Below are 21,052 nucleotides of genomic sequence, written 5' to 3'. Positions count from 1 at the left end.
GCATTTTGACCCAGGATGACTAAGATGGGCAAACCTTCCGCATTTGTAAGGAATGCGGGAGCCGGCACGACTAAGGCACATCGCACGCCACAAGCACGCGCATCCCCGACAGCGCCCCGACCACAGGAGAACAACATGAACCGTCGCCACTGGATTTCCCGGATTTCCGGCCTCGCCGCCGCAACGGCGCTGCCCTGGGGCAGCGCCGGCGCCACCAGCGCCTTTGCGCTGAGCAAACCGAAACAGGAATGGAAGAAGCTGCTGAGCCCGGACGCCTACCGCGTGCTGTTCGAGGAAGGCACGGAGCCCGCCGGCAGCAGCGCACTGAATGCGGAAAAACGCGCAGGCAGCTTCATCTGCGCCGCCTGCAACCTGCCGCTGTTCGACAGCGCCCACAAGTACGAAAGCGGCACCGGCTGGCCCAGCTTCTGGCTGCCGCTGGCCGGCGCCGTCGGCACCTCGACCGACTTCAAGCTGATCCTGCCGCGTACCGAGTATCACTGCTCGCGCTGCGGCGGACATCAGGGCCATGTCTTCAACGATGGCCCGCAGCCCACCGGCAAGCGTTACTGCAACAACGGCGTGGCCCTGGCCTTTGTGCCCAAGGGCGCGCCATTGCCGGCGCTGCGGACATGAAGCCGCTGGGAAGGATCGCCGCACTACTCTGCGCGCTGCTGGCGGGCACCGCTTATGCCCAGGCACCCGCGGCGCCAGGGGCCGGCCGCGCCACGGCGATCTTCGCCGGCGGCTGCTTCTGGTGCATCGAAAAGGACTTCGAGAAGCTCGCCGGGGTGATCGAAGTCGAGTCCGGCTATACCGCCGGCAAGACGCCGAAACCGAGCTATGAACAGGTCAGTGCCGGCGGCACCGGCCACGCCGAAGCGGTGCGCGTGATCTACGACCCGCAGAAAGTCGGCTACCCGCAGCTGGTCGATTATTTCTGGCGGCATATCGATCCGACGGCAAGGGACAGGCAGTTCTGCGACGCCGGTACCCAGTATCGCAGCGGCATCTACTGGCAGAACGAGGCCGAGCACAAGGTCGCCGAAGCCAGCCGCGACGCCCTGCTGAAGAGCGGCAAGTTCAAGACCATATACACCGAGCTGGCCCCGGCCTCGACCTTCTGGCTGGCCGAGGAATACCATCAGGATTATTACAAAAAGAACCCGATCCGCTACAACTACTACCGCAAGTCCTGCGGCCGCGACGCGCGGGTGGAGGAAATCTGGGGCGGCAAGTGAAGCGAGCGGATGGCGTGCGCGGCTGCCCGCCCGCTTCATCCGCCTGTTTCTGCCCGTTCGCCCGCAAGAGTTGGTGCTGGCGACCCGCCAAAGACCTGGCACCGGCGGGTAAGGTATGCCAATCCCCTGCGCCGCAAGCGCTGCCGGCCTGGGTGGGGCGCCTCCATGCCTGGCGGCGAGGCTAGCCACATGACGCAGGCCGAACTCTCGATCGTCATGCCGGTGCTGAACGAGGCACCGCAGATCGCGGCACGCCTGCAGGCGCTGCAGCCTCTGCGCGCGCAAGGTGTGGAGCTCATCGTGGCCGATGGCGGCAGCAGCGACGGCACCGCGCAACTGGCTGCGCCGCTGGCCGATCGGGTGCTTGCCGCGCCACGCGGCCGCGCCGCGCAGATGAACGCCGGGGCAGTCGCCAGCCGGGGCCGGATCCTGCTGTTCCTGCATGCCGACAGCGCGCTGCCGGAAGCGGCCCTGCCGGCGCTACGGCAGGCCATCGCCGGCGGCGCGGACTGGGGGCGCTTCGACGTGCGCATCGACGGACGCCACCCACTGCTGCGCATCGTCGAGCGCATGATGAACTGGCGTTCGCGCCTGACCGGCATCGCCACCGGCGACCAGGCGATTTTCGTGCGGCGCGAGGTTTTCGAAAACCTGGGCGGCTACCCCGAGCTGCCGTTGATGGAAGACATCGCGCTGTGCGCCGCGCTCAAGCGACGGACTGCGCCCGCCTGCCTGCGCGAAATCGTCACCACCTCGGCGCGGCGCTGGGAACGGCATGGCGTGCTGCGCACCATCCTGCTGATGTGGTGGCTGCGCGCGGCCTGGTTCCTCGGCGCCGACCCCGCGCGCCTGGCGCGCCGCTATGGCTACCGGCCGCGTGCCGCCGGGCTGGATTCCGCTCCGATCGGGATCGCCGTGATGGCCAAGGCGCCGCTTGCCGGCTACGCCAAGACGCGCCTGATTCCGGCCTTGGGCGCCGGGGGCGCGGCGCGCCTGCAGCGCCAACTGACCTTGCGTACCCTGGCCACTGCCCATGCCGCCGGCATCGGCCCGGTGACGCTGTGGTGCGCTCCCGATGTTCGCCAGCGTTTTTTCCGCGCGCTACGGCGGCGCTGCGGCTTGGAGCTGCGCGTCCAGACCGAGCTCGATCTCGGCGCGCGCATGGCGCACATCTTTGCCGAACACGGCAAGCGGCCGCTGTTGCTGATCGGCACCGACTGCCCGGCCCTGACTCCCGAACACCTGCGGCAAGCGGCGCAGGCCTTGCACGATGGCGCCGATGCCGCCTTCATCACCACGGAAGACGGCGGCTATTTTCTGGTCGGCCTGCGGCAGCCGGTTGCCGAGCTGTTCGCCGGCATCGACTGGAGCACCGAGCGCGTCATGGCGCAGACGCGCAGCCGCTTGTCGGCACTGAATCTGCGCTGGCGGGAAACCGCAAGCCTGTGGGACGTCGATCGTGCCGAGGATGTCGCGCGCTGGCAGGCGCTGCAGCAGGCTGCGAGTTCAGGCTGGCAATAGTTGGCGCTGGCGCTGCGGGTACGCGGCCGCAGTGAGCGCAGGCACTCAGAGCCTGAGAAGAAATCGTCCTCCAAGGGGACTTCCTACGGGGCGTAGCCGCGAGCCGCAGCGGGGTGCGGCCGGAGCGCAGCTACCGGAACGTACGTTGTTGTACATGAGGATAGCCGGGGTTGGCAAATGAGCCGCCCAAGCCCCGATCCGGCACGCGCAGTAGATTTATTCACAAGCTCTCAGTTGAACCGGTCGCGGCCGGGCTGGTCGGCGCGCGCCAGGATGGCGGGCAGTTCATCGCGGACGAATTGCACCGTGCGCGGATCCTCGATGAAATCGGCGGCGGAGGTGCCGAGCAGGATGCGCTCCGGCGCCAGCGGCTCGGAAACCACGTAACCCTGCACGTAGTCCACGCCCATCTCGGCCAGCGCGTCCAGTGTCGGGATGTCCTCGGCCCATTCGGCGATGCACTTCATGCCCAGGTTTCGAGTCAGATCCACTATGGCCTGGACAATGGACTGATTGGCCGGGTGCGCCAGCAGATCCTTCACGTAGGCGCCGTCGATCTTGATTGCGTCCGCCGGCAAGCGGCGCAGGTAGGAAAACGAGGTGTAGCCCGCGCCGAAGTCGTCCAGCGCGAGCTTGGCGCCGAATTTCCGCAGGCCGTCGATGAACTGCTGGGTATTGGCGAGATCGTGAAGTGCCACGCTTTCGGTGATTTCGATGCACAAGCGCTGCACCGACGAGCGATGGCGCGCCAGGATGGCGAAAGCCTCCTCGATGAACTTTTCGTCATTGAGCGAGCCGCCACTCAGATTGACCGAAACGTAGCTGGAGTTCTTCAAGTGTTGGGCGTTTGCCTCCAACCATTCCAGGGTCCTGGTCAGCACCCATTTGTCGATTGCCGCAATACGGCCGTTCCTCTCTGCCGCGGGAATGATCTTCCAGGCGGGAACGATCGACCCGTCCGTATCGCGCATGCGCAGCAGCACTTCGAAGTTCAGTGAGCCGTATGGATCGCGCAGGGACATGATCGGCTGCATCAGCAGAAAGAGTCCTTCCGGCTGGGCCTTGCCAAGACGGTGGATCAGGCGCAGTTCATCCCGATGGTCGGAAAACACCGACATGTCCCGCTGGTAGATCACCAGGTTGCCCTCACGCTCGCTCTTGGCTTCGCGACAGGCGCGGTCCGCGAGGGACACGGCGTCATCCTCCTTGATGCCTCGCGTAATCTCAACCAGCCCGATCGAGCATTTCACGTTGAACGCACGCTCTCCTTCGGTGAATGGCCCGGTCGATATCGCCGTGATGATGCGTCGACAGGTGTCCGTGGCTTCCTGCAGCGCCCCTTTGGGAAACACCACCACAAATTCGTCGCCGCCGACGCGCCCGAGCATTTGGCCGCCGCCCAGTGTCTGGTTGATGCGCTCACAGACCTGGCGCAGCACCATGTCGCCCGCGATATGGCCGAACAGGTCATTGATGAGCTTGAAGCGATCCAGATCCACATAGGCCAGCGCCATCGCCTCATCGTCCGCCAGCGCCTCACTGGAGGCGTTGAACACGCGCTCGATGCCGCGCCGGTTGAGGGTGACGGTCAAGGGATCGTGGTCGGCCAGGAAGCGCAGCCGCGCGCTGGCTTCGACGCGTACCGTAATGTCCTGTACGGACCCCTCGATCCGACCTTTGTCCAGCGTGGCTTTGACCAGGAAGGACTTCCTGCGCCCATCGGCGCCGGCGCGGCCGGTGAGTTCCAGATCCTCGCTCGCGGCGCTGACGAGGAAGGTCTGCAGGCGCTCCCATGCGCCGGCATCGAAATCGTCGCCCCACCGGCCTGCGCATGAACTGCGCTCCATCATGACTGTGTAGGCCGGGTTGCATTGCAGAATGCAGCCTCGGCTGTCCAGCGAGAACAGCCCGATCGGTATTGCCTCATAGGTATTGCGCAGTTCGTCCTGGGCCTTTCTTCGCTCCAGCTTTTCCTGCCTTATCTGCTCGGCGATCGCCAGGGCCGCCAGCAGGCTGGACGCCAGCGCCGCCGTCACGCTGTTGACGCTGCCAATCAGGTCGCGGAAGGCAAGTGCCGCCGCTACGACCTCGTTGAGACTGGCCAGCAAGGCCACGGCAATTCCCGCCCCGTACCACATGGCGACCTTGGACCGCGTCTCGACCAGGATCCTCCCCAGCAAATAGACGAGCATCGCGCCGCCGGCGGCGGTCAGCACCCAGAGCACTGGCAGAAAGATCGCGTATGGAAGAAACATGGCCGCCATCAAGAGCGGGACGCAGGACCACTGCCCGGCGCGCAGCAACCATTGAAGCGCCGGCCGTTTGAGGTCTTCTACGAACAGGCGGCTGAAGAGAACCAGGGTCAGGACATAGTAGGCCGTGGTGGTCAGCTTGCGCAGGGGCGTCAGCCAGTCCGGCGGGATGGTACGCTCCAGCCACTGTGCGTCCCATCCTGCGGATATCGCGGCAAGGCGCAGGTTGGCCACGAGCCAGGCGGCGAACAGGACGTACAGCCACTCGCGGTTGATCAGGGCCACCATCAGGACAAAAATGGAGAGCACGATCAGTCCGCCGTCGAGCAGACCGGAGTTGCGATGGAATTTGTGCTCAGAAGTCTCGAACTTTGGTTCGGACCACATCGTCGCAGCAATCTGCGCGGGGCCGGTATGGGTTGCCCGGCACAGAACGCCGGTGGCAGACGTCAGGGGGGTAAGGCGCAGGGCAAAACCGGTTTTGGACGCCCGCATGGCGCCTTGGGCCGTGCTTCGGTTAGCCCGTCCCAATGGGGTTAGGTCGAGGGCGCTCCAGCACTCCACATCCAAGGCATGCCTCGACGGAAGCTCAACGATGGCGGGTTGATCGCTGGCCGGGACGGTGAAGCTGAACCAGAACGGCGCTTCAGACAAATGGGTGCTGAAGTCGGTAACCTGCTCTTGCCCAGCCAAGACGCCGAGAGCGTCGGATGACGACATCTCGGCTTCGTCCTGTTGCACCACAGCAAATTCGATCCGACTCGCGCCGTCTTGTGGATACTGGCTCGGCAGTAGGAGCAAGACTGCCAGCGACGCCAGGGTTACCGCTATCGGGACCGCATAGACCGACAACCGATAGAGAAAACCATCAAGGGTGGCGCTCAACTCCCCGGCAATTAGTCGCTGCATTCTGTCCAACGTAAAGGGTTCCGATGGCTTCCTTCAGCGATTGTACTGCCCTATTTGCCAGATATATTTCTCCTCAGCAGGCTACCTTGGCCCTATATCTCGGTTGAAACGAGATCCATCCCGGCGTGGCATCCAAGTCAATATCGGGGTGCTTGGTGTGGATCACGAAGTTGTAGAGCGGATGATTGGCCTGGCTCCATACAGCCCGGGCGCGGTCGATGTTGAACGCCAGTACCCGGTGAGGAATGTTGCCGGCGTGGCGCATCGGGATGAATCCGCCATCGGGGAACACGTCTTCGAACAGCAACGCCTGATACTGGCGGTCGAGCGGCGAGCGCGCCGCAATGACCATCCATTCGATGCCTTCCATGACGCAAAACTGGTAATAGGCCTTGAACAGGGCGGTTTTAACCAGGCGCCCGGTGCGACCGAGGGCCACGCCGAGACGGGTGGCTTCGGCGTGGCTGCCGCCTTCGAGCCATGACGGCAGTTCCACCGACTGCTCAAGGGCCAGCTTGCGGTATCGATTGGTCTGAATTCGCATCGTGCCTACAGGTGATCCGTCCAGTTTGGATTCCGCCAGCAGCACCACGGAACCTGGCTCGCTGTCGGCGACTTCCTCCTTCTCCAGGAGCGACGCCACCTCGGGAACATGGCGCCCATAGGCCGAGTGGCGAATGAGAACCGCCTTGTCGAGCTGCTCCTGGCTGGTGACGATCCTGACGGTGAAAGGAAGCCGTTCTTCGACCAAGCCACGCGCTGCATGTGGCTCTCTGTCGTTGGCCAGAATGCTGCCAAGCTGTGCCGCGTTGAACTGGTGTCCTGATTGCACGGAAGAATTCAGATTCATTGCAGATCTCCTGATTTGGGAAAGTTGGGTGAGAAACTCCTACGGCGGAATGAAACGGCTGACCACGCCAGCAGCCGCACGAGGCCATGCCGCGGGCTTGGTCAGCCATTTCGCACTTAAGTATGATGGATGCAGTGATGCGGGACCAAGCGCCAACAACGATATGGATCGTCACTCCGTGGCGGGAAAACGACGGATTCTTGGTGTGAATCAGGATGTTGGGGTGCTTTGCTGCATTGCGTCAGCGATTCGGTATGCCAAATATCGCGTCCGAACCGGACTGCCGTCCCGCCAACGCCAACTTTTGCGGCTCGCCGTCAGCCCGCGGTGCGCTCCATCCAGTCTGTCACCAGCGGCCACAGCGCAGCTTCGCTCTGCGGCTTGAAGAAGCCGAAGTGGCCGATGCGCGCCAGGCCCAGCGAAGCCGGATCGACCAGGCGGTAATCCACGGCCCGCCGCCGATAGGCGCCGTGCAGCAGGCGCGAGCCGGCTTCGAGCAGCAGTTCGTCGTCGCTGAATGTCAGCGCCAGCACCGGGTAGTCGGCCGTGGCATAAGCCTCGCGCGCGCCGGGTTCGCCGCTCAGCAGATACTCCGGCGTCAGGCACCAGCGCCGCCACTGGAACATCGCGCCGCTCGGCAGGTCGCCGACGACGCCGATGCGGGCGCCGGGGAAGTAGCCGAAGAGCGGGCACAGCGCCGGCGCCAGCACATGCCACATCAGCGGCGCCGAACGCCGCACGCGCGGCGCCAGGTGGCGCGTCGAACCGCTGCCGACGGCGATATTGGCCAGGCCGGCAATACGCTCTCGCGACGGCAAGAGCGGCGCCACCTGACCGCCGAAGCTGTGGCCGACGACGAACAGCGGATCCTGCGGCGACGCGGCGGCGATCATCTGCAGCAAGGCGTCGTAATCCTTGCGCAGCCAGTCGCCGAGGTCGGCCTTGAGCTTGCGCCGCGGCCCATTCAGCGATTCGCCGATGCCGCGGTAATCGAAGGTCCAGGCGGTGTAGCCGCGCCGCGCCAGGTAGCGCGCAAACGGCGCGTAGAAGGCTTGCGGCACGGCCATCGCCGCGGCGATCACGACCTGGCCGCGCACCTGACCGTGCATCTGTCCTACCGCGTCGAAACGGTAGGCGGCGAGGCGGTGGCCGTCGCTGGCGGCGAAGCTGATGGGCGTCATGGTTTGCTGCCGGTGGTGGCGATGCGGGTTTTTACCATGCAGTACAGGTTTCAATGAAAATCCCGGCTCGCCGTGACCAGGCTGCCGCGCAAGAGTTGACGCTTGCCGGCCCGCGAAGCGGAGTCCCCGGCAGACAGAGTCCGACACGCCAGGTCATTGGACACGACGCCGCTGGCGCATGGATGGCTTTGCGGATCAACTGCGTGGGCAGGCATAATGAGGTTCTGAGTTTTCAATCCAGTCATGGATGCTGTTGTTCGACAAAAGCCACCGATTGCCTGTCGAACATGAGGCGCCAAACATTAAGGATCATGAGTTTGACATCCCGGCAGCTCCACCTCGATTTGGATGGCGGTTCGAGCCGGCCTCATTCCGCCAAGGTCGCTGCCGCGATCGAGAAACTATCCGCCGCATCCGGAGCAGAATCGCGCGGCGCAATCTTCACCCGCGCCGAAGTTGTCGAATTCATTCTCGACCTCGTCGGCTACACGGAAGACAAGCCCTTGACCCGGCAGCGACTGCTGGAGCCCTCGTTCGGCGGCGGCGATTTTCTGCTGCCCGCGGTGAGCCGCCTGCTGGGAGCGTGGCGGACTGGAGCCGGCACCAAGTCGGCCCTGGAGGATCTGGGCGACGCAATTCGCGCAGTGGAGTTGCACCGCGAGACCTTCGATGCCACGCATGCCGCGGTAATCGCCCTGCTGAAGCAGGAAGGCTTGGCGCAGAAAACCGCGCAGGCTCTTGCCGATCGCTGGCTGACGCATGGCGATTTCCTGCTGGCGCAGTTGAATGGTCAATTCGACTTCGTCGTCGGCAATCCTCCCTATGTGCGCCAGGAGATGATTCCCGCTGCCTTGCTGGAGGTGTACCGAAGCCGCTATCCGACCATGTATGACCGCGCCGACCTCTATATTCCCTTCATCGAGCGCTCGCTGTCGGTCCTGTCGCCTGGCGGCAGCCTGGGCTTCATCTGCGCCGATCGCTGGATGAAGAACCGCTATGGCGGACCGCTGCGCAGCATGGTTGCCGAGCAATTCCACTTGAAAATGCACATCGACATGGTGGGCACCCCGGCCTTCCATTCCGACGTGATCGCCTATCCGGCCATCACCATCATCAGCCGGGAAAACCCCGGCGCAACGCGCATCGCCCATCGCCCGACCATCGACCGCGCCACCCTGACCAAACTGGCCGCGGCCCTGCGTGCCGATGACTTGCCCAAGGATTGCACGACAGTCCGCGAACTCGCCGGTGTCACCGACGGTGCTGAACCGTGGCTGCTCGAATCCGCGGATCAGATGACGCTCATCAGGCGACTTGAGCGGCAGTTTCCGACGCTGGCAGAAGCGGGTTGCACCGTCGGCATCGGCGTCGCCACCGGGGCGGACAAGGCCTTCATCGGCGATTTCGACAGCCTCGATGTCGAAGCGGATCGCAAACTGCCACTGGTAACCACTCGCGACATCGCGTCCGGCGAGGTGCATTGGCAGGGACAGGGCGTCATCAATCCCTTCGCCGAAAATGGCGGTCTGGTCGATTTGCAGGACTATCCACGTTTGCGCCATTACCTCGAAGCGCGACGGGAGATCATTGCCTGCCGCCACTGCGCGCAGAAGTCGCCGGACAACTGGTATCGCACTATCGACAGAATCACGCCGGCACTCGCAAAAAGGCCGAAGCTGCTGATCCCCGACATCAAGGGCGAAGCCCACATCGTGTTCGAGGGTGGAAATCTGTACCCGCACCACAATCTTTATTACCTCACGTCGGAGGAGTGGAACTTGCGGGCCTTGCAGGCCGTGATGCTGTCAGCCGTCACCCGCCTGTTCGTGGCAACCTACTCAACCAAAATGCGTGGCGGTTTTCTCAGGTTCCAGGCGCAATACCTCAGACGGCTGCGCTTGCCGCATTGGCGCAGCGTTTCCGAGTCGTTGCGAGGCGAGCTGATAGCGGCGGCGACGAAACGCGACATACAGGCCTGCAACCAGGCGGCATTCAAGCTGTACGGCCTGAACCACGAAGAAAAATCCGGTCTGGGAGGCAACGGGGACTAAATGGCGCTTGATCTTGTCGATTACGAACAGAAGGCCCGCAAAGCCATGAAAGCCTTCTGGAAAAAGCGGAAAGCCGCCACACAAAAGCAAATCGAATCCGGCAAGGCCGACCAGGGCGAACGGGCGGGCGTCACCAGCGGCAAGAACATGGACGGTTTCGTCGCGCTGGTGGTCGATATCGTGCGCGCCAACGGCCTGGCCCATGCACAGATTCATCAGAAGCGCGCGGTACTGACCTTGCCGGGTTACTTCCGGCCGACCAAGCTCTGGGATCTACTGGTCATCCACAAGGGCGACCTGATCGCCGCCATCGAGTTGAAGAGCCAGGTCGGTCCCTCATTCGGCAACAACTTCAACAACCGCACCGAAGAGGCCATCGGCACCGCGCACGATCTTTGGATCGCCTACCGTGAAGAAGCCTTCGGCAAACAGCCGCGCCCGTTTGTCGGCTGGCTGATGATGGTCGAGGATGCCGCGAAGTCCAGGTCGCCGGTCAAGGACACGTCGCCGCATTTCCCGGTATTTGCGGAATTCAAGAATGCGTCCTACCTCGAACGCTACGACCTGCTATGCCAGAAGCTGGTGCAGGAACAGCTTTACACCACCGCCAGCATCATCACGTCGAAGCGCAGTGCCGCCACCAACGGCGAATTTGCGGAAATGTCGGCGATGACCGGGCTCAGGACCTTTGTTACTGCGCTGGCGGGTCACGTTGCTGCAGAGGCGGCACGGCTTGGATGAAATGCTGCTGTAAAACCGTTGCTGCGGATATGCTCAATGAAAATCCCTGCTGCTCGTCGCCAGCGACCCGAGCAGCTCGCTGTGGTCGAACAGGCGCTTGGCGACCAGGTGCACCACGGCATGTTCGCCCTCGCCTTCCACCTGCAAAGTCCCGGCCACGCCCAGTAGCCGGCTGCCGAGCAAGAGTTGGCGCTGGCGACACGCCAGGTCATTGAACACCACGACGTTGGCGCAGCCGGTTTCGTCTTCTAGCCCGAATATTTCACCAAAGTAGGTCGGCGGAATCGCCGTGAGGCGCGTTAATACTGGTGTCTAGACAGGATTAACGGAGTATTCCGCCGATGCCAAATTGTACGCGTGGGGAAATGGAGTTTGGGCGCCTGGGTCGTTGCAAGATCGAGGCGAATTTTGAGGGCGGTGCGCTCAGTTCCGATGGCGGCCTGATGCTGCTGCGGCAAGTCGACCGACGCATTGGATTGTCACGGGCGGTAGCGGAAGCCCTGCACGACCCACGGCGTCCGGAGCGCATCACGCATGAAATGCGCGACTTGGTCGCGCAACGGCTGTATGCCCTGTGCTGCGGCTACGAGGACCTGAACGACCACGCCGCCCTGCGCAACGACCCACTGATGCAAACAGCCGTGGGCACGTGTGATGAACTGGGCAGCAGCCCGACCTTGTGTCGGCTGGAGCAACGGGCCACGCGATCGGATATCGTGGCCTTGAACCGGGTGCTGATCGACCAGTTCATCGCCAGCCATACGCAGGCGCCGGAGGAACTGGTGCTGGATATCGACGCCTCCGACATTCCGCTGCACGGGGAGCAGGAACAGACCGAGTTCCATGCCTACTACGATCACTATTGCTACCTGCCGCTGTATGTCTTTGCCGGCCGCGCCATGCTCGCCTGCGTCTTGCGCCGCAGCCGGATCGACGGTGCCAAACACGCCGCCGCCGTGATCAAGCTGATCGTGACCCGGCTGCGCCAGACCTGGCCGGCGGTGCGGATCATCGTGCGTGGCGACTCCGGGTTCTGCCGGCAACGACTGATCCGCTGGTGCGAACGCCACGGCGTCGGCTACGTGATCGGAATGGCGAGAAATGCCCGCTTGCAGCACCACGTGGCAGACTGGGAGCGCCTCATGGAGCAGGCCTACGAGGAGACTGGGACCAAGCAGCGGATGATTGGCCAGTTCTCCTATGCGGCCAAGAGCTGGGATCGGGAACGGCGCCTGATCACCCGCCTGGAGTTTGGCGCCCAAGGCACCAATCCGCGCTTCATCGTGACCAACCTCGACCGTCCTGCCGAGGAACTGTATGACGACCTCTACTGCCAGCGGGGCGAGGCCGAGAACCGGATCAAGGAAACTCAGCTCGACCTGTTTGGCACGCGCGCCAGTTGCCACAAGTTCCTGGCCAACTGGTTGCGCATCCTGTTCTCGGCGCTGGCCTATACGCTGATGCAGCGCCTGCGCGAGATCGCGCTGGCCGCCACTGATCTGGCGAAGGCCACCGCGGCGACGATTCGCGTCCGCTTGCTCAAGATCGGCGCGGCGGTGATTCGCAATACGCGGCGCATCCGCATCTTGCTTGCCTCCCACCATCCGCTGCGCGATATCTACTTCATCGCCGCCAACGCCTTGGCGTCTCCATAGCGACTACCGAGTGCGTCCCCGACATGCTGATCTTCGGGGGTTGGGGGTGGTCCGTCCAGATTTCGCTCAATTGATCAAAACTTGATCAATTGCCGCCCCTGGCATCGCGATCAACCCGTTCGACATAGTTCCACAGCCAAATCATGGGGCTGGTGAAATATCCGGGCTAGGGTGATGAAGATGACGCCGCTGGCGGTGCCCGGACGCTGACGACAGGTGACGAAGCCGGCGCAGCGCACCAGGGCGTGATCGCTGCGTTCGCGCAGGGCGTCGGCGGGTCAAATGGTGTCTCAGCATCCCCAGCCTGACTGTTTTCGTATATCCTTGTAGCATGGACATGCGGGTGACTAAACAAGCGAAACTAGCAGGAAGCGCCAACAGCCTTGCGCTTAACTTTTCGGATGTTTTTGCTGGTTGTGGCGGGCTGTCGCTTGGGCTAACAAACGCTGGGTGGCGAGGCTGTTTCGCAATTGAGAAGAATTCGGAAGCATTTGGCACCTTAAAGGCGAACTTGATTGCCGGTCGACGGCGACGATTTAATTGGCCCGATTGGCTTCCCCAAGAAGCCATTTCAACCAAGGGTCTGTTGGAGGGTTACCGAACCCAACTGGAGCATCTCAAGGGTACCGTGACCTTGTTAGCAGGGGGGCCGCCATGCCAAGGGTTCTCCTTGGCCGGTAGGAGAACACACGCCGATCCCCGAAATTCGTTGGTCAATGATTACATTGAAATCGTCAGTATCTTGAAACCCCGTTTCTTGGTCATCGAGAACGTCCAAGGATTTCAGCTTCCGTTCAAGAAAAACGTGGATGATGGAAAAGGGGATATCCCCTACTCCCAAAGAGTGCGGGCGCAATTGGAGGGGATCGGTTATCGGGTCTTTACCGAACTTGTTGATCTAAGCGGCTTTGGTGTTCCACAGACTCGGCGACGATTTATCCTAATAGCGATTCGGAACGATGACGTAGCGCTCGTTAAATTGGGCGAGAGAACGCCGTTCGACTTACTTCGGGGCCAGCGGAAACATTTCCTGGCAGGAAAGAAACTACCAACAAGTAGGCCCGTAACGGTGAAGGAAGCCATCGGCGATTTGGAAATTTCCGGCAAGCAATTGGAAGAGAACAAAGAAACCAAGTTCAAAGGTTTCACTCAGATTTGCTACCACACCGGGACATCCAAATCCCCGTTTGTCAAATTAATGAGGAAGCAAGCGCCCAAGATGCTGAATAGCCTCCGGCTACCTCGGCACAACAACACGACCATTGGGCAATTCGAGCGAATCATGGCGACTTGCAAGCCTGGCCAAACAATTGGTGACATAGACAGGAAACGGCTGGGAATTAAGAAACAAGCGCTCACCCCACTTGCGGCAAACGCGCCCGCCGCGACGATTACGACGCTCCCCGACGACATCGTCCATTACTCTGAACCTCGCATCTTGACGGTTCGCGAAAACGCACGGATACAAACCTTTCCCGATTGGTTCAAGTTCACCGGCAAGTACACGACGGGCGGGAAGGCGCGCAAGAACGACTGCCCGCGCTACACACAAGTAGGCAACGCCGTCCCGCCCCTCTTCGCGGAAGCACTCGGCCGAGTCTTGAAATACCTTGCTTCGGCATAGAGACTGAAGATGGCCGCGCCGCTTCATTTCAAGACTAATACGCTGCTCAAGAATCTGGTCGGGAAAGACCTAATCAACGATGACGACATCGCTATCGTTGAGCTGGTAAAGAATGCTTATGACGCTAATTCGGAGTCAGTTTCGGTCAAGTTCGAGGGGTTTTCTGATAACGGTGAAACCACTCCTGATGCGCGCATTGTTGTAGCCGACGAAGGTACAGGGATGTCACTTGCCGATATCAAAGACAAGTGGCTCAACATCGCGTACTCGGAAAAGAAGCTAGCCCCGCAAGAAAACGGGGCTTATTACGCAGGCAACAAGGGGATCGGTCGCTTTTCATGCGATCGACTTGGTACTCATCTCGACCTGATTACTCGCGCCAAGGGCGGCAAGCTACTCCATCTTGAACTCAACTGGCCCGACTTCGAAATAGAGGGGGAAATTGATCTCACCATCCAAGAAATTGACATTGCAATATCGAACATCAGGGAAAGCCGGGCAGTTGAGCTAGCAGGTATTAAGGCCTTCCCTGAACATGGCACCGTACTGGTAATTTCCAACCCGAGAAGCAAATGGGACAGAGATCGACTGCTACACCTTAAGCGGTCGCTGGAGAAATTCCTCAATCCCAATCAAACATTCCTCAGAAATCGCTTCAAGGTCACCCTGTCTGTTCCTGAGCTAAAAAGTGGGGATAAAGATAAGGACTACACAGACAGGGTTCATGGTGAAATCAAAAATCAAATTTTCGACAAGCTCCAGTTCAGGAGTTCGTACATAGAGGCCACGATCTCACCGAAGGAAGGCACGATCGCGACCGAGTTATTTCACGAGGGTGAGCCTGTATTCAGGCTTGTGGAACGAAATGACGCTTACCCCTTATTGAAAGATGTTCGGGCCGTTGTCTATTTTCTCAACCCTTACAAGAAAGCCTATTTCAAGCGCCAAACAGGCTTACGGCTGGTCAGCTTTGGGTCGATCTTCCTGTTCCTCAATGGATTCCGTGTAGCTCCTTACGGTGATCGTGGGAACGACTGGTTGGGACTTGATGTTCGGAAGACTCAGGGGACAACGCGCTATTTAGGCAATCGCGATATCGTAGGCAGAATTGAAGTCAGCGGTTCCGAAGACGACTTTAAGCCGGTGTCGAGCCGAGAAGGCCTTAAGAATACCAAGGCATTTGGTCAACTCAGGGAGGGGTTCTTTCTTGATGTTCTGCGCCGGCTAGAGCGGTTTGTAGTCGATGGGCTCGGATGGGATAGCGTGTCTCCGACCTTGAATAGCGCCCTTCGTAATGAAGAAGGACTTGATTGGAATGACACGCCAGAAGAGTACACGGAATCGTGGGATCGAAAGCGCCAACGAATCGCCCTTTCCATATTGACCCTTATAGGCTCCTCGCCCGACAGGATAGTTAGTTTTTGGTTTAGCCCAGCCTTGCTGGAGCACGTCTACCAAACACGGACGGACGAAGTTAAGAGCCTTCTCGCGACCATTGAAGGCGTCGATCCCGAAAAAGTCGACAAGAACCTCAAGCAAGGCCTAGCCCGAATTCGCGCCTTGGTCGAGCAGAAGGAGCAAGAAGCCGCTGCCGCGAAAAAGCAGTCATCAGAATTGCGCGTAACAGTCGCAAGTCAAACCCAGAAGATTCGGAAACTGGAGGGAGAACGGGAAACCTATCGCGCACAAACGCTCTTCCTCCAATCGGTGGCAACACACGACGCCAAAGATTTGGTGGCCTTCCATCACCAGATCAACCTGGACTCGGAAATAGTCCAGAACTACCTCGCCAAAGCGATTAGGGCAGCCAAGGGTTTGTCCGGCAGCAAGTCGGTCATTGAGTTTCTAGAGAAAGCGGCGCTCACCAATCGTCGCATTGCTGCCGTGGCTCAATTTGCAACTAAGGCCAATTTCCGCGCCGCGGCGCGGAAGGAACTCACCGATATCCCTGCATTTGTTCAGCAATACCTAACGCATGTCGCAAAGGACTTTAGCGCTGCCAGTCTCGATCTCAAGGTCGACAACTCGGTTGCGGAGGCGTTCGAGGTTAAGGTTAGCCGAATAGAGCTTTCGATTCTGATTGACAACATCATTAACAATGCCAGCAAGGCTCTTGCTGGGAAACTTCTCGTAACGATCAAGCTAGTCGGCAGGAATACGCTCAACATTTCCTTCCTGGACGATGGGCAAGGGTTATCAAAACAACTGCCATCTGTGGATGCGATGTTTGACATTGGGATAACCACCACTTCTGGCTCTGGCCTAGGCTTATTCCACGCAAGGAAGATCGTCGAGGAGATGGGCGGAAAGATTGTGGCGATCCCGCGCTCACCGAAAGGGATGGAAATCAGGGTGGAGGTGACGCGATGAAATTGACCTATTCGATACTGTGGTTCGACGACAACGAAAGCTTTCTGGATGGCCTCGACCTAGACTACCTCAGGGATGAGATACAGAAATGGGGATTCTCTCCGCGCATTGTTCTAGTCACTACGGATATAGATTTCAAGTCACACGAACCCTACGACGCCTTCGACTTGCTCGTTGTTGATTACGAGCTTGAACAGTATGGGCATGGGCAAGAATTCATTGCCCAATTGAGGGAGCACCAAGTTTTCACGGAAGTCATCTTTTACTCAGCCGGTGACGCTGGATTGCTGTGGAATGCTATCCACGACCGGAAACTAGAAGGTGTCTACGTTGCGAACAAAGGGGCGGTTGGCTCAAAGATACTCAGGGTGGGTCACCAATCAATTCGGAAGGTGCTTGACCTTGAGAATATGCGCGGCATAGTCATGGCAGAGGTTGCGGAATTGGACTTACTGCTGGATTCCATTCTCGCCCGTGCGATTGACGGGCTACCCGAGGAAGCCAAAGCTGAATTTTTCAAGCGATTCCACAAGAGCGCCGCCGAGCAGGCAGACCAACACAGTGCGCTCCTTGCAGTATTCAGTGAAACCCCCACGACGGAAATCCTGATGCAGCTATCCGGTAGCGCAAAGCGTTGGCATAACTTCAACCGCCTTAAAAGGTTTCAAGAGCGGCTTGCTCAAGCCGCAATTGGCGACTATGAGAAAGACATAGTACACCCACGCAACCACCTTGCCCATGGCATTGCCGCGGCGCATCCCGAAACTGGGGGAACGGTATTCCGGTTCAATGGCAAGGAATACCACTTCGACAACGAAGTGAGTATCACGCTGCGCCACACGATCATGGGATACAAGAGCGCATTCGAGCAGATTCTTACCGACTTGAAATAGCAGATGTCCGACAGGGGCGGCCGAGAAATTTCCTGAGCAACCTCCTTACGCTATCGACATCGGCCAGATCGCATTCCCAAACAATCATCCACTTCCAGCCAAGGTCCGCTAAGGCTTGCTGCGACCTCTTATCCCCCTTTTGGTTGTCCCTGAGTTTTTTTCGCCAAAACGCATTCTTGGGAATATGCGCTATGTCGCAATCCTCATGGACGTGCCAAAAGCATCCATGTACAAATACCGCTTTCCTCCGTCCGATGAAAACAATATCGGGGCAACCAGGAATGTCCTTTCGATGGAGTCGATACCTGTATCCCATTGAGAACAACATCCTGCGGACGGCCATTTCCGGTTTTGTATCGGCTGACCGGATCGAGCGCATGATCTTGCTACGCTTGGCTGGTGAGAGATTATCGACCATTGCCTATGTGCCGGGAATGTTGGTACCTGGAATATTGGAAGTAGAAGCGCCATGGGATAGTAGCGCTGGAAGGTACTCAGTGAAAATCCCGGCTCGCCGTCGCCAGCGACCCGAGCAGTTCGCTGTGGTCGAACAGCCGCTTGGCGACCAGGTGCACCACGGCATGCTCGCCCTCGCCTTCAACCTGCAAAGTCCCGGCCACGCCCAGCAGCCGGCTGCCGAGTAAGAGTTGGCGCTGGCGACACGCCAGGTCATTGAACACCACGACGTTGGCACAGCCGGTTTCGTCTTCCAGGGTGACGAAGATGACGCCGCTGGCGGTGCCGGGACGCTGGCGGCAGGTGACGAGGCCGGCGCAGCGCACCACGGCATGGTCGCCTCTGCTGCGCAAGTCCAGCGCCGACAGGTAGCGCTTGGCCGCGAGCCGCGCGCGCAGCAGCGCCAGCGGATGGCGGCCCAGCGTGAGGCCGAGGCTGCGGTAATCGGCGGCGATGTCTTCGCCTTCGCGCGGCGCCGCGAATATGACATCCTCTTCGCGCAAGGCGACGCCGGCAAACAGGTCGCGCTGCAGCGGCAGCGCGGCGGCCGCCCAGGCCGCCTGGCGGCGGTGTCCGGCCAGCTGCGTGAGCGCCCCGGCGGCGGCCAGCGCGTCGAGCTCGCTTTGGGTCAGTTCGGCGCGCCGCGCCAGATCGGCCAAATCGGCAAAAGGCGCGGCAAAGGGCGCGGCCGCGCGCGCGGCGACGATGCGCTCGCCGGCCGCTGCGGCCAGGTTGCGCACCTGCTGCAGGCCGAGGCGCACGCCGGCAAGCCGCGCGTTTTCCATCCCTGCTTCGAGCGTGCATTCCCAGGCGCTAACGGTGACATCCACCGGCCGCACCTCGACGCCGTGGCGGCGCGCGTCCTGCACCAGTTGCGCGGCGGAATAGAAACCCATGGGCTGCGAGTTGAGCAAGCCGAGCAGGAAGGCCGCCGGCTCGTGGCGCTTGAGCCAGGCCGAGTCATAGGCGAGCAGCGCGAAACTCGCGGCGTGCGATTCGGGAAAACCGTAGTCGCCGAAGCCCTGGATCTGCCGGTAGAGCGCCGCGGCGAACTCGTCGGCATAGCCGCGACTCTTCATGCCGCCGAGCAGCTTGTCGCGGAAAGGCTCCAGACCGCCCTTCTTTTTCCAGGCAGCCATGGCACGGCGCAACTGGTCGGCTTCGCCGGGCGTGAAACCGGCGGCGACGATGGCGATCTGCATCGCCTGCTCCTGGAAGATCGGTATGCCCAGCGTGCGTTCGAGCACGCTCCGCACCGCCGCGGAAGGGTAGCTGACCGGCTCCAGGCCCTGCCGCCGCCGCAGGTAGGGATGGACCATGTTGCCCTGGATCGGTCCCGGGCGCACCAGCGCCACCTCGATGACGAGGTCGTAGAAACAGGCGGGCTTGAGGCGCGGCAACATGGTCATCTGCGCCCGCGACTCGATCTGGAACACGCCTATCGTGTCGGCGCGCGAGATCATGGCGTAGGTGGCGGCGTCCCTGTCCGGCACATCGGCCAGCGCGAAAGGCCGGCCGCGACGCTGCGCCACGGCCTCCAGCATGCGGCGGATGGCCGAGAGCATGCCCAGGGCAAGCACGTCGACCTTCATCAGGCCCAGCGCGTCGATGTCATCCTTGTCCCACTGGATCACCGTGCGTTCGGGCATCGCGGCGTTTTCCACGGGCACCAGGCGATCGAGCCGGCCGCGCGCGATGACGAAACCGCCGACGTGCTGCGACAGGTGGCGCGGAAAACCGATCAGCATTTGCGCGATGGCCAGCCAGCGCTGCACGTCGGCGCCGGCCGGGTCGAGCCCGACCTCAAGAAAGCGCTGCGGCAGCTCGTCGCGCTTTTCCCACCAGGCCAGGTTGCCGGCCAGGCGGTCGATGGCGCCGAGCGGAAAGCCCAGCGCCCGCCCGGCATCGCGCAGTGCACTGCGAGTGCGGTAGCTGATCACGGCGGCGGCCAGCGCGGCGCGTTCGCGGCCATATTTGGCGTAGATGTACTGGATCACTTCCTCGCGCCGCTGATGCTCGAAATCGACGTCGATGTCGGGCGGCTCGTTGCGCTCTTTCGAGACGAAGCGTTCGAACAGCATGGCGGCGCGCCCCGGGTCGACCTCGGTAATTCCCAGCGCATAGCACACCGCCGAATTCGCCGCCGAGCCGCGCCCCTGGCACAGGATGCCCTGCCCGCGCGCCCAGGCGACGATGTCATGCACGGTCAGGAAGTAAGGCGCATAGGCCATCTCGGCGATCAGTTGCAGTTCGTATTCGACCTGCGCCCGCACCTTGTCCGCCACGCCGGCCGGATAGCGCCGAGCAAGGCCCTGCTCGGTCAGTTGCCTCAGCCAGGAGTCGGGCGTTTCGCCGGCCGGCACGACTTCCTCGGGGTATTCGTAGCGCAGTTCGGCGAGCGAAAAAGTGCAGCGCGCGGCGATGTTCAAGCTCTCTGCCAGCAGCTCGGGCGGATACAGGCGCGCCAGCGCCAGGCGCGAGCGCAGGTGGCGTTCGCCATTCGGGAACAGCGCAGCGCCTGCTGCCGCCACCGTGGTGTTCCCGCGCAGCGCGGTCAGCACGTCCTGCAGCGGCCGCCGCGAACGCGCATGCATGTGCACGTCGCCGGCGGCGACCAGCGGCAACTGCGTCGCCGCCGCCAGCTCGCGCAAGCGCGCCAGGCGCTCCGGGTCGTCGGGCCGCAGGTGGCGCTCGAAGGCGATCCAGGCGCGGCCGGCGAAGTGTGCGGCAAGCCAGCGCGCCGATTGGCCAATAGCGGCGTCCTCAATTGCCGTGTCGCCAGCACCGTCCGCAAGGGATACCGCCTCCGGCCCTGCCGGAGGCATAACTTTCAGGGAAGGCACCCACAGCGCCAGGCAATCCGGCACGCCGCCGCCATCCCAGCCGGCAAGATCGTGGCGCGTCAGCTGGTAGCTTCCCTTTTCCGCGCGGCGACGGCCCAGGGTCACCAGCGCCGAGAGATTGCCGTAGCCGGCGCGATTCTGCGCCAGCAACACCAGCTTCATGCCGCAGGCCAACTGCAGTTCGGTACCGTGAATCAGTTGCAAGCCGGAATCCCGCGCCGCCAGATGGGCGCGCACGCTGCCGGCGAAGCTGCATTCGTCGGTGATCGCCAGCGCCGCGTAGCCCAGCCGCACGGCCCGCGCCACCAGATCCTCGGCATGCGAGGCGCCGCGCAGGAAGCTGAAGTTGGACAGGCAGTGAAGTTCGGCGTAGGCCGGCAGGGAGGACATGGCTGGATCGGTAGCTGTGTTTATATATGGGGTATCCACTTAGCTCCACTAAGCGGTTTTCCTTGCTTTTTTGCT

Annotated in this window: 15 protein-coding genes; 9 read left to right on the top strand and 6 right to left on the bottom strand. The window is 61.5% G+C overall.

The genetic code is table 11. The annotated features are described in order from the left end of the window. The first annotated feature begins 135 nt into the window (after positions 1 to 135). The 3 genes from msrB to RMO95_RS22285 all read left to right on the top strand — a co-directional run bounded on the left by msrB (position 136) and on the right by RMO95_RS22285 (position 2,762). Positions 136 to 636, top strand: coding sequence for a peptide-methionine (R)-S-oxide reductase MsrB (msrB, locus tag RMO95_RS22295; protein ID WP_310452893.1), 501 nt, complete (start codon positions 136 to 138; stop codon positions 634 to 636). Next, positions 633 to 1,241 (top strand): peptide-methionine (S)-S-oxide reductase MsrA, encoded by a 609-nt coding sequence (gene msrA / locus RMO95_RS22290; protein ID WP_310452892.1) that lies wholly within the window; start codon positions 633 to 635, stop codon positions 1,239 to 1,241. The genes msrB and msrA overlap by 4 nt, the downstream gene beginning before the upstream one ends. 189 nt (positions 1,242 to 1,430) lie before the next feature. Next, positions 1,431 to 2,762: a TIGR04283 family arsenosugar biosynthesis glycosyltransferase gene (locus RMO95_RS22285; protein WP_310452891.1), complete on the top strand. Its 1,332-nt coding sequence runs from the start codon at positions 1,431 to 1,433 to the stop codon at positions 2,760 to 2,762. Positions 2,763 to 2,992: 230 nt separating this feature from the next. On the opposite strand, the gene RMO95_RS22280 is transcribed toward RMO95_RS22285, so the two are convergent. The 3 genes from RMO95_RS22280 to RMO95_RS22270 all read right to left on the bottom strand — a co-directional run bounded on the left by RMO95_RS22280 (position 2,993) and on the right by RMO95_RS22270 (position 7,954). Further along, positions 2,993 to 5,899, bottom strand: coding sequence for an EAL domain-containing protein (locus RMO95_RS22280; protein WP_310452890.1), 2,907 nt, complete (start codon positions 5,897 to 5,899; stop codon positions 2,993 to 2,995). A gap of 97 nt (positions 5,900 to 5,996) precedes the next feature. Further along, on the bottom strand, positions 5,997 to 6,773 hold the full coding sequence (locus tag RMO95_RS22275) for a hypothetical protein (protein ID WP_310452889.1): 777 nt from the start codon (positions 6,771 to 6,773) through the stop codon (positions 5,997 to 5,999). A 317-nt stretch (positions 6,774 to 7,090) separates the two neighbouring features. Further along, positions 7,091 to 7,954 (bottom strand): alpha/beta fold hydrolase, encoded by an 864-nt coding sequence (locus tag RMO95_RS22270; protein ID WP_310452888.1) that lies wholly within the window; start codon positions 7,952 to 7,954, stop codon positions 7,091 to 7,093. Between the two features lie 311 nt (positions 7,955 to 8,265). On the opposite strand from RMO95_RS22270, the gene RMO95_RS22265 reads away from it, so the two are divergent. Further along, positions 8,266 to 10,005: an Eco57I restriction-modification methylase domain-containing protein gene (locus RMO95_RS22265; RefSeq protein WP_310452887.1), complete on the top strand. Its 1,740-nt coding sequence runs from the start codon at positions 8,266 to 8,268 to the stop codon at positions 10,003 to 10,005. Continuing rightward, positions 10,006 to 10,746, top strand: coding sequence for a PaeR7I family type II restriction endonuclease (locus tag RMO95_RS22260; protein WP_310452886.1), 741 nt, complete (start codon positions 10,006 to 10,008; stop codon positions 10,744 to 10,746). Positions 10,747 to 10,779: 33 nt separating this feature from the next. Here RMO95_RS22260 and RMO95_RS22255 read toward each other — a convergent pair whose 3' ends face one another. After that, positions 10,780 to 10,968 (bottom strand): hypothetical protein, encoded by a 189-nt coding sequence (locus RMO95_RS22255; RefSeq protein WP_310452885.1) that lies wholly within the window; start codon positions 10,966 to 10,968, stop codon positions 10,780 to 10,782. A gap of 119 nt (positions 10,969 to 11,087) precedes the next feature. Between RMO95_RS22255 and RMO95_RS22250 the strand changes: the two genes are divergently transcribed. The 4 genes from RMO95_RS22250 (at position 11,088) to RMO95_RS22235 (ending at position 17,288) form a co-directional block, all read left to right on the top strand. Next, positions 11,088 to 12,401, top strand: coding sequence for an IS1380 family transposase (locus RMO95_RS22250; protein WP_310452884.1), 1,314 nt, complete (start codon positions 11,088 to 11,090; stop codon positions 12,399 to 12,401). Between the two features lie 343 nt (positions 12,402 to 12,744). Continuing rightward, positions 12,745 to 14,025 carry a DNA cytosine methyltransferase gene (locus RMO95_RS22245; protein WP_310452883.1) on the top strand — a complete coding sequence of 427 codons (1,281 nt, stop codon included), beginning with the start codon at positions 12,745 to 12,747 and terminating at the stop codon, positions 14,023 to 14,025. Between the two features lie 9 nt (positions 14,026 to 14,034). Further along, positions 14,035 to 16,395, top strand: coding sequence for an ATP-binding protein (locus tag RMO95_RS22240; protein WP_310452882.1), 2,361 nt, complete (start codon positions 14,035 to 14,037; stop codon positions 16,393 to 16,395). Beyond that, on the top strand, positions 16,392 to 17,288 hold the full coding sequence (locus tag RMO95_RS22235) for a hypothetical protein (RefSeq protein ID WP_310452881.1): 897 nt from the start codon (positions 16,392 to 16,394) through the stop codon (positions 17,286 to 17,288). Before RMO95_RS22240 ends, RMO95_RS22235 begins: the two co-directional genes overlap by 4 nt. On the opposite strand, the gene RMO95_RS22230 is transcribed toward RMO95_RS22235, so the two are convergent. Together RMO95_RS22230 and RMO95_RS22225 are read right to left on the bottom strand one after the other, a co-directional pair. Beyond that, complete coding sequence (locus RMO95_RS22230) at positions 17,272 to 17,706, bottom strand: very short patch repair endonuclease (protein ID WP_310452880.1); 435 nt, start codon at positions 17,704 to 17,706, stop codon at positions 17,272 to 17,274. The two genes, RMO95_RS22235 and RMO95_RS22230, sit on opposite strands and share 17 nt — an antisense overlap. Positions 17,707 to 17,782: 76 nt before the next feature. Then, positions 17,783 to 20,977, bottom strand: a complete 3,195-nt coding sequence (locus tag RMO95_RS22225; protein WP_310452879.1) for an error-prone DNA polymerase — start codon at positions 20,975 to 20,977, stop codon at positions 17,783 to 17,785. Between the last annotated feature and the right edge of the window lie 75 nt (positions 20,978 to 21,052).

This window comes from Sulfuritalea sp. (assembly GCF_031426875.1).
Classification (GTDB): Bacteria; Pseudomonadota; Gammaproteobacteria; order Burkholderiales; family Rhodocyclaceae; genus Sulfuritalea.
Note: the sequence above shows the minus strand (reverse complement) of the source record. Positions and strands in the feature narration are given on the sequence as shown.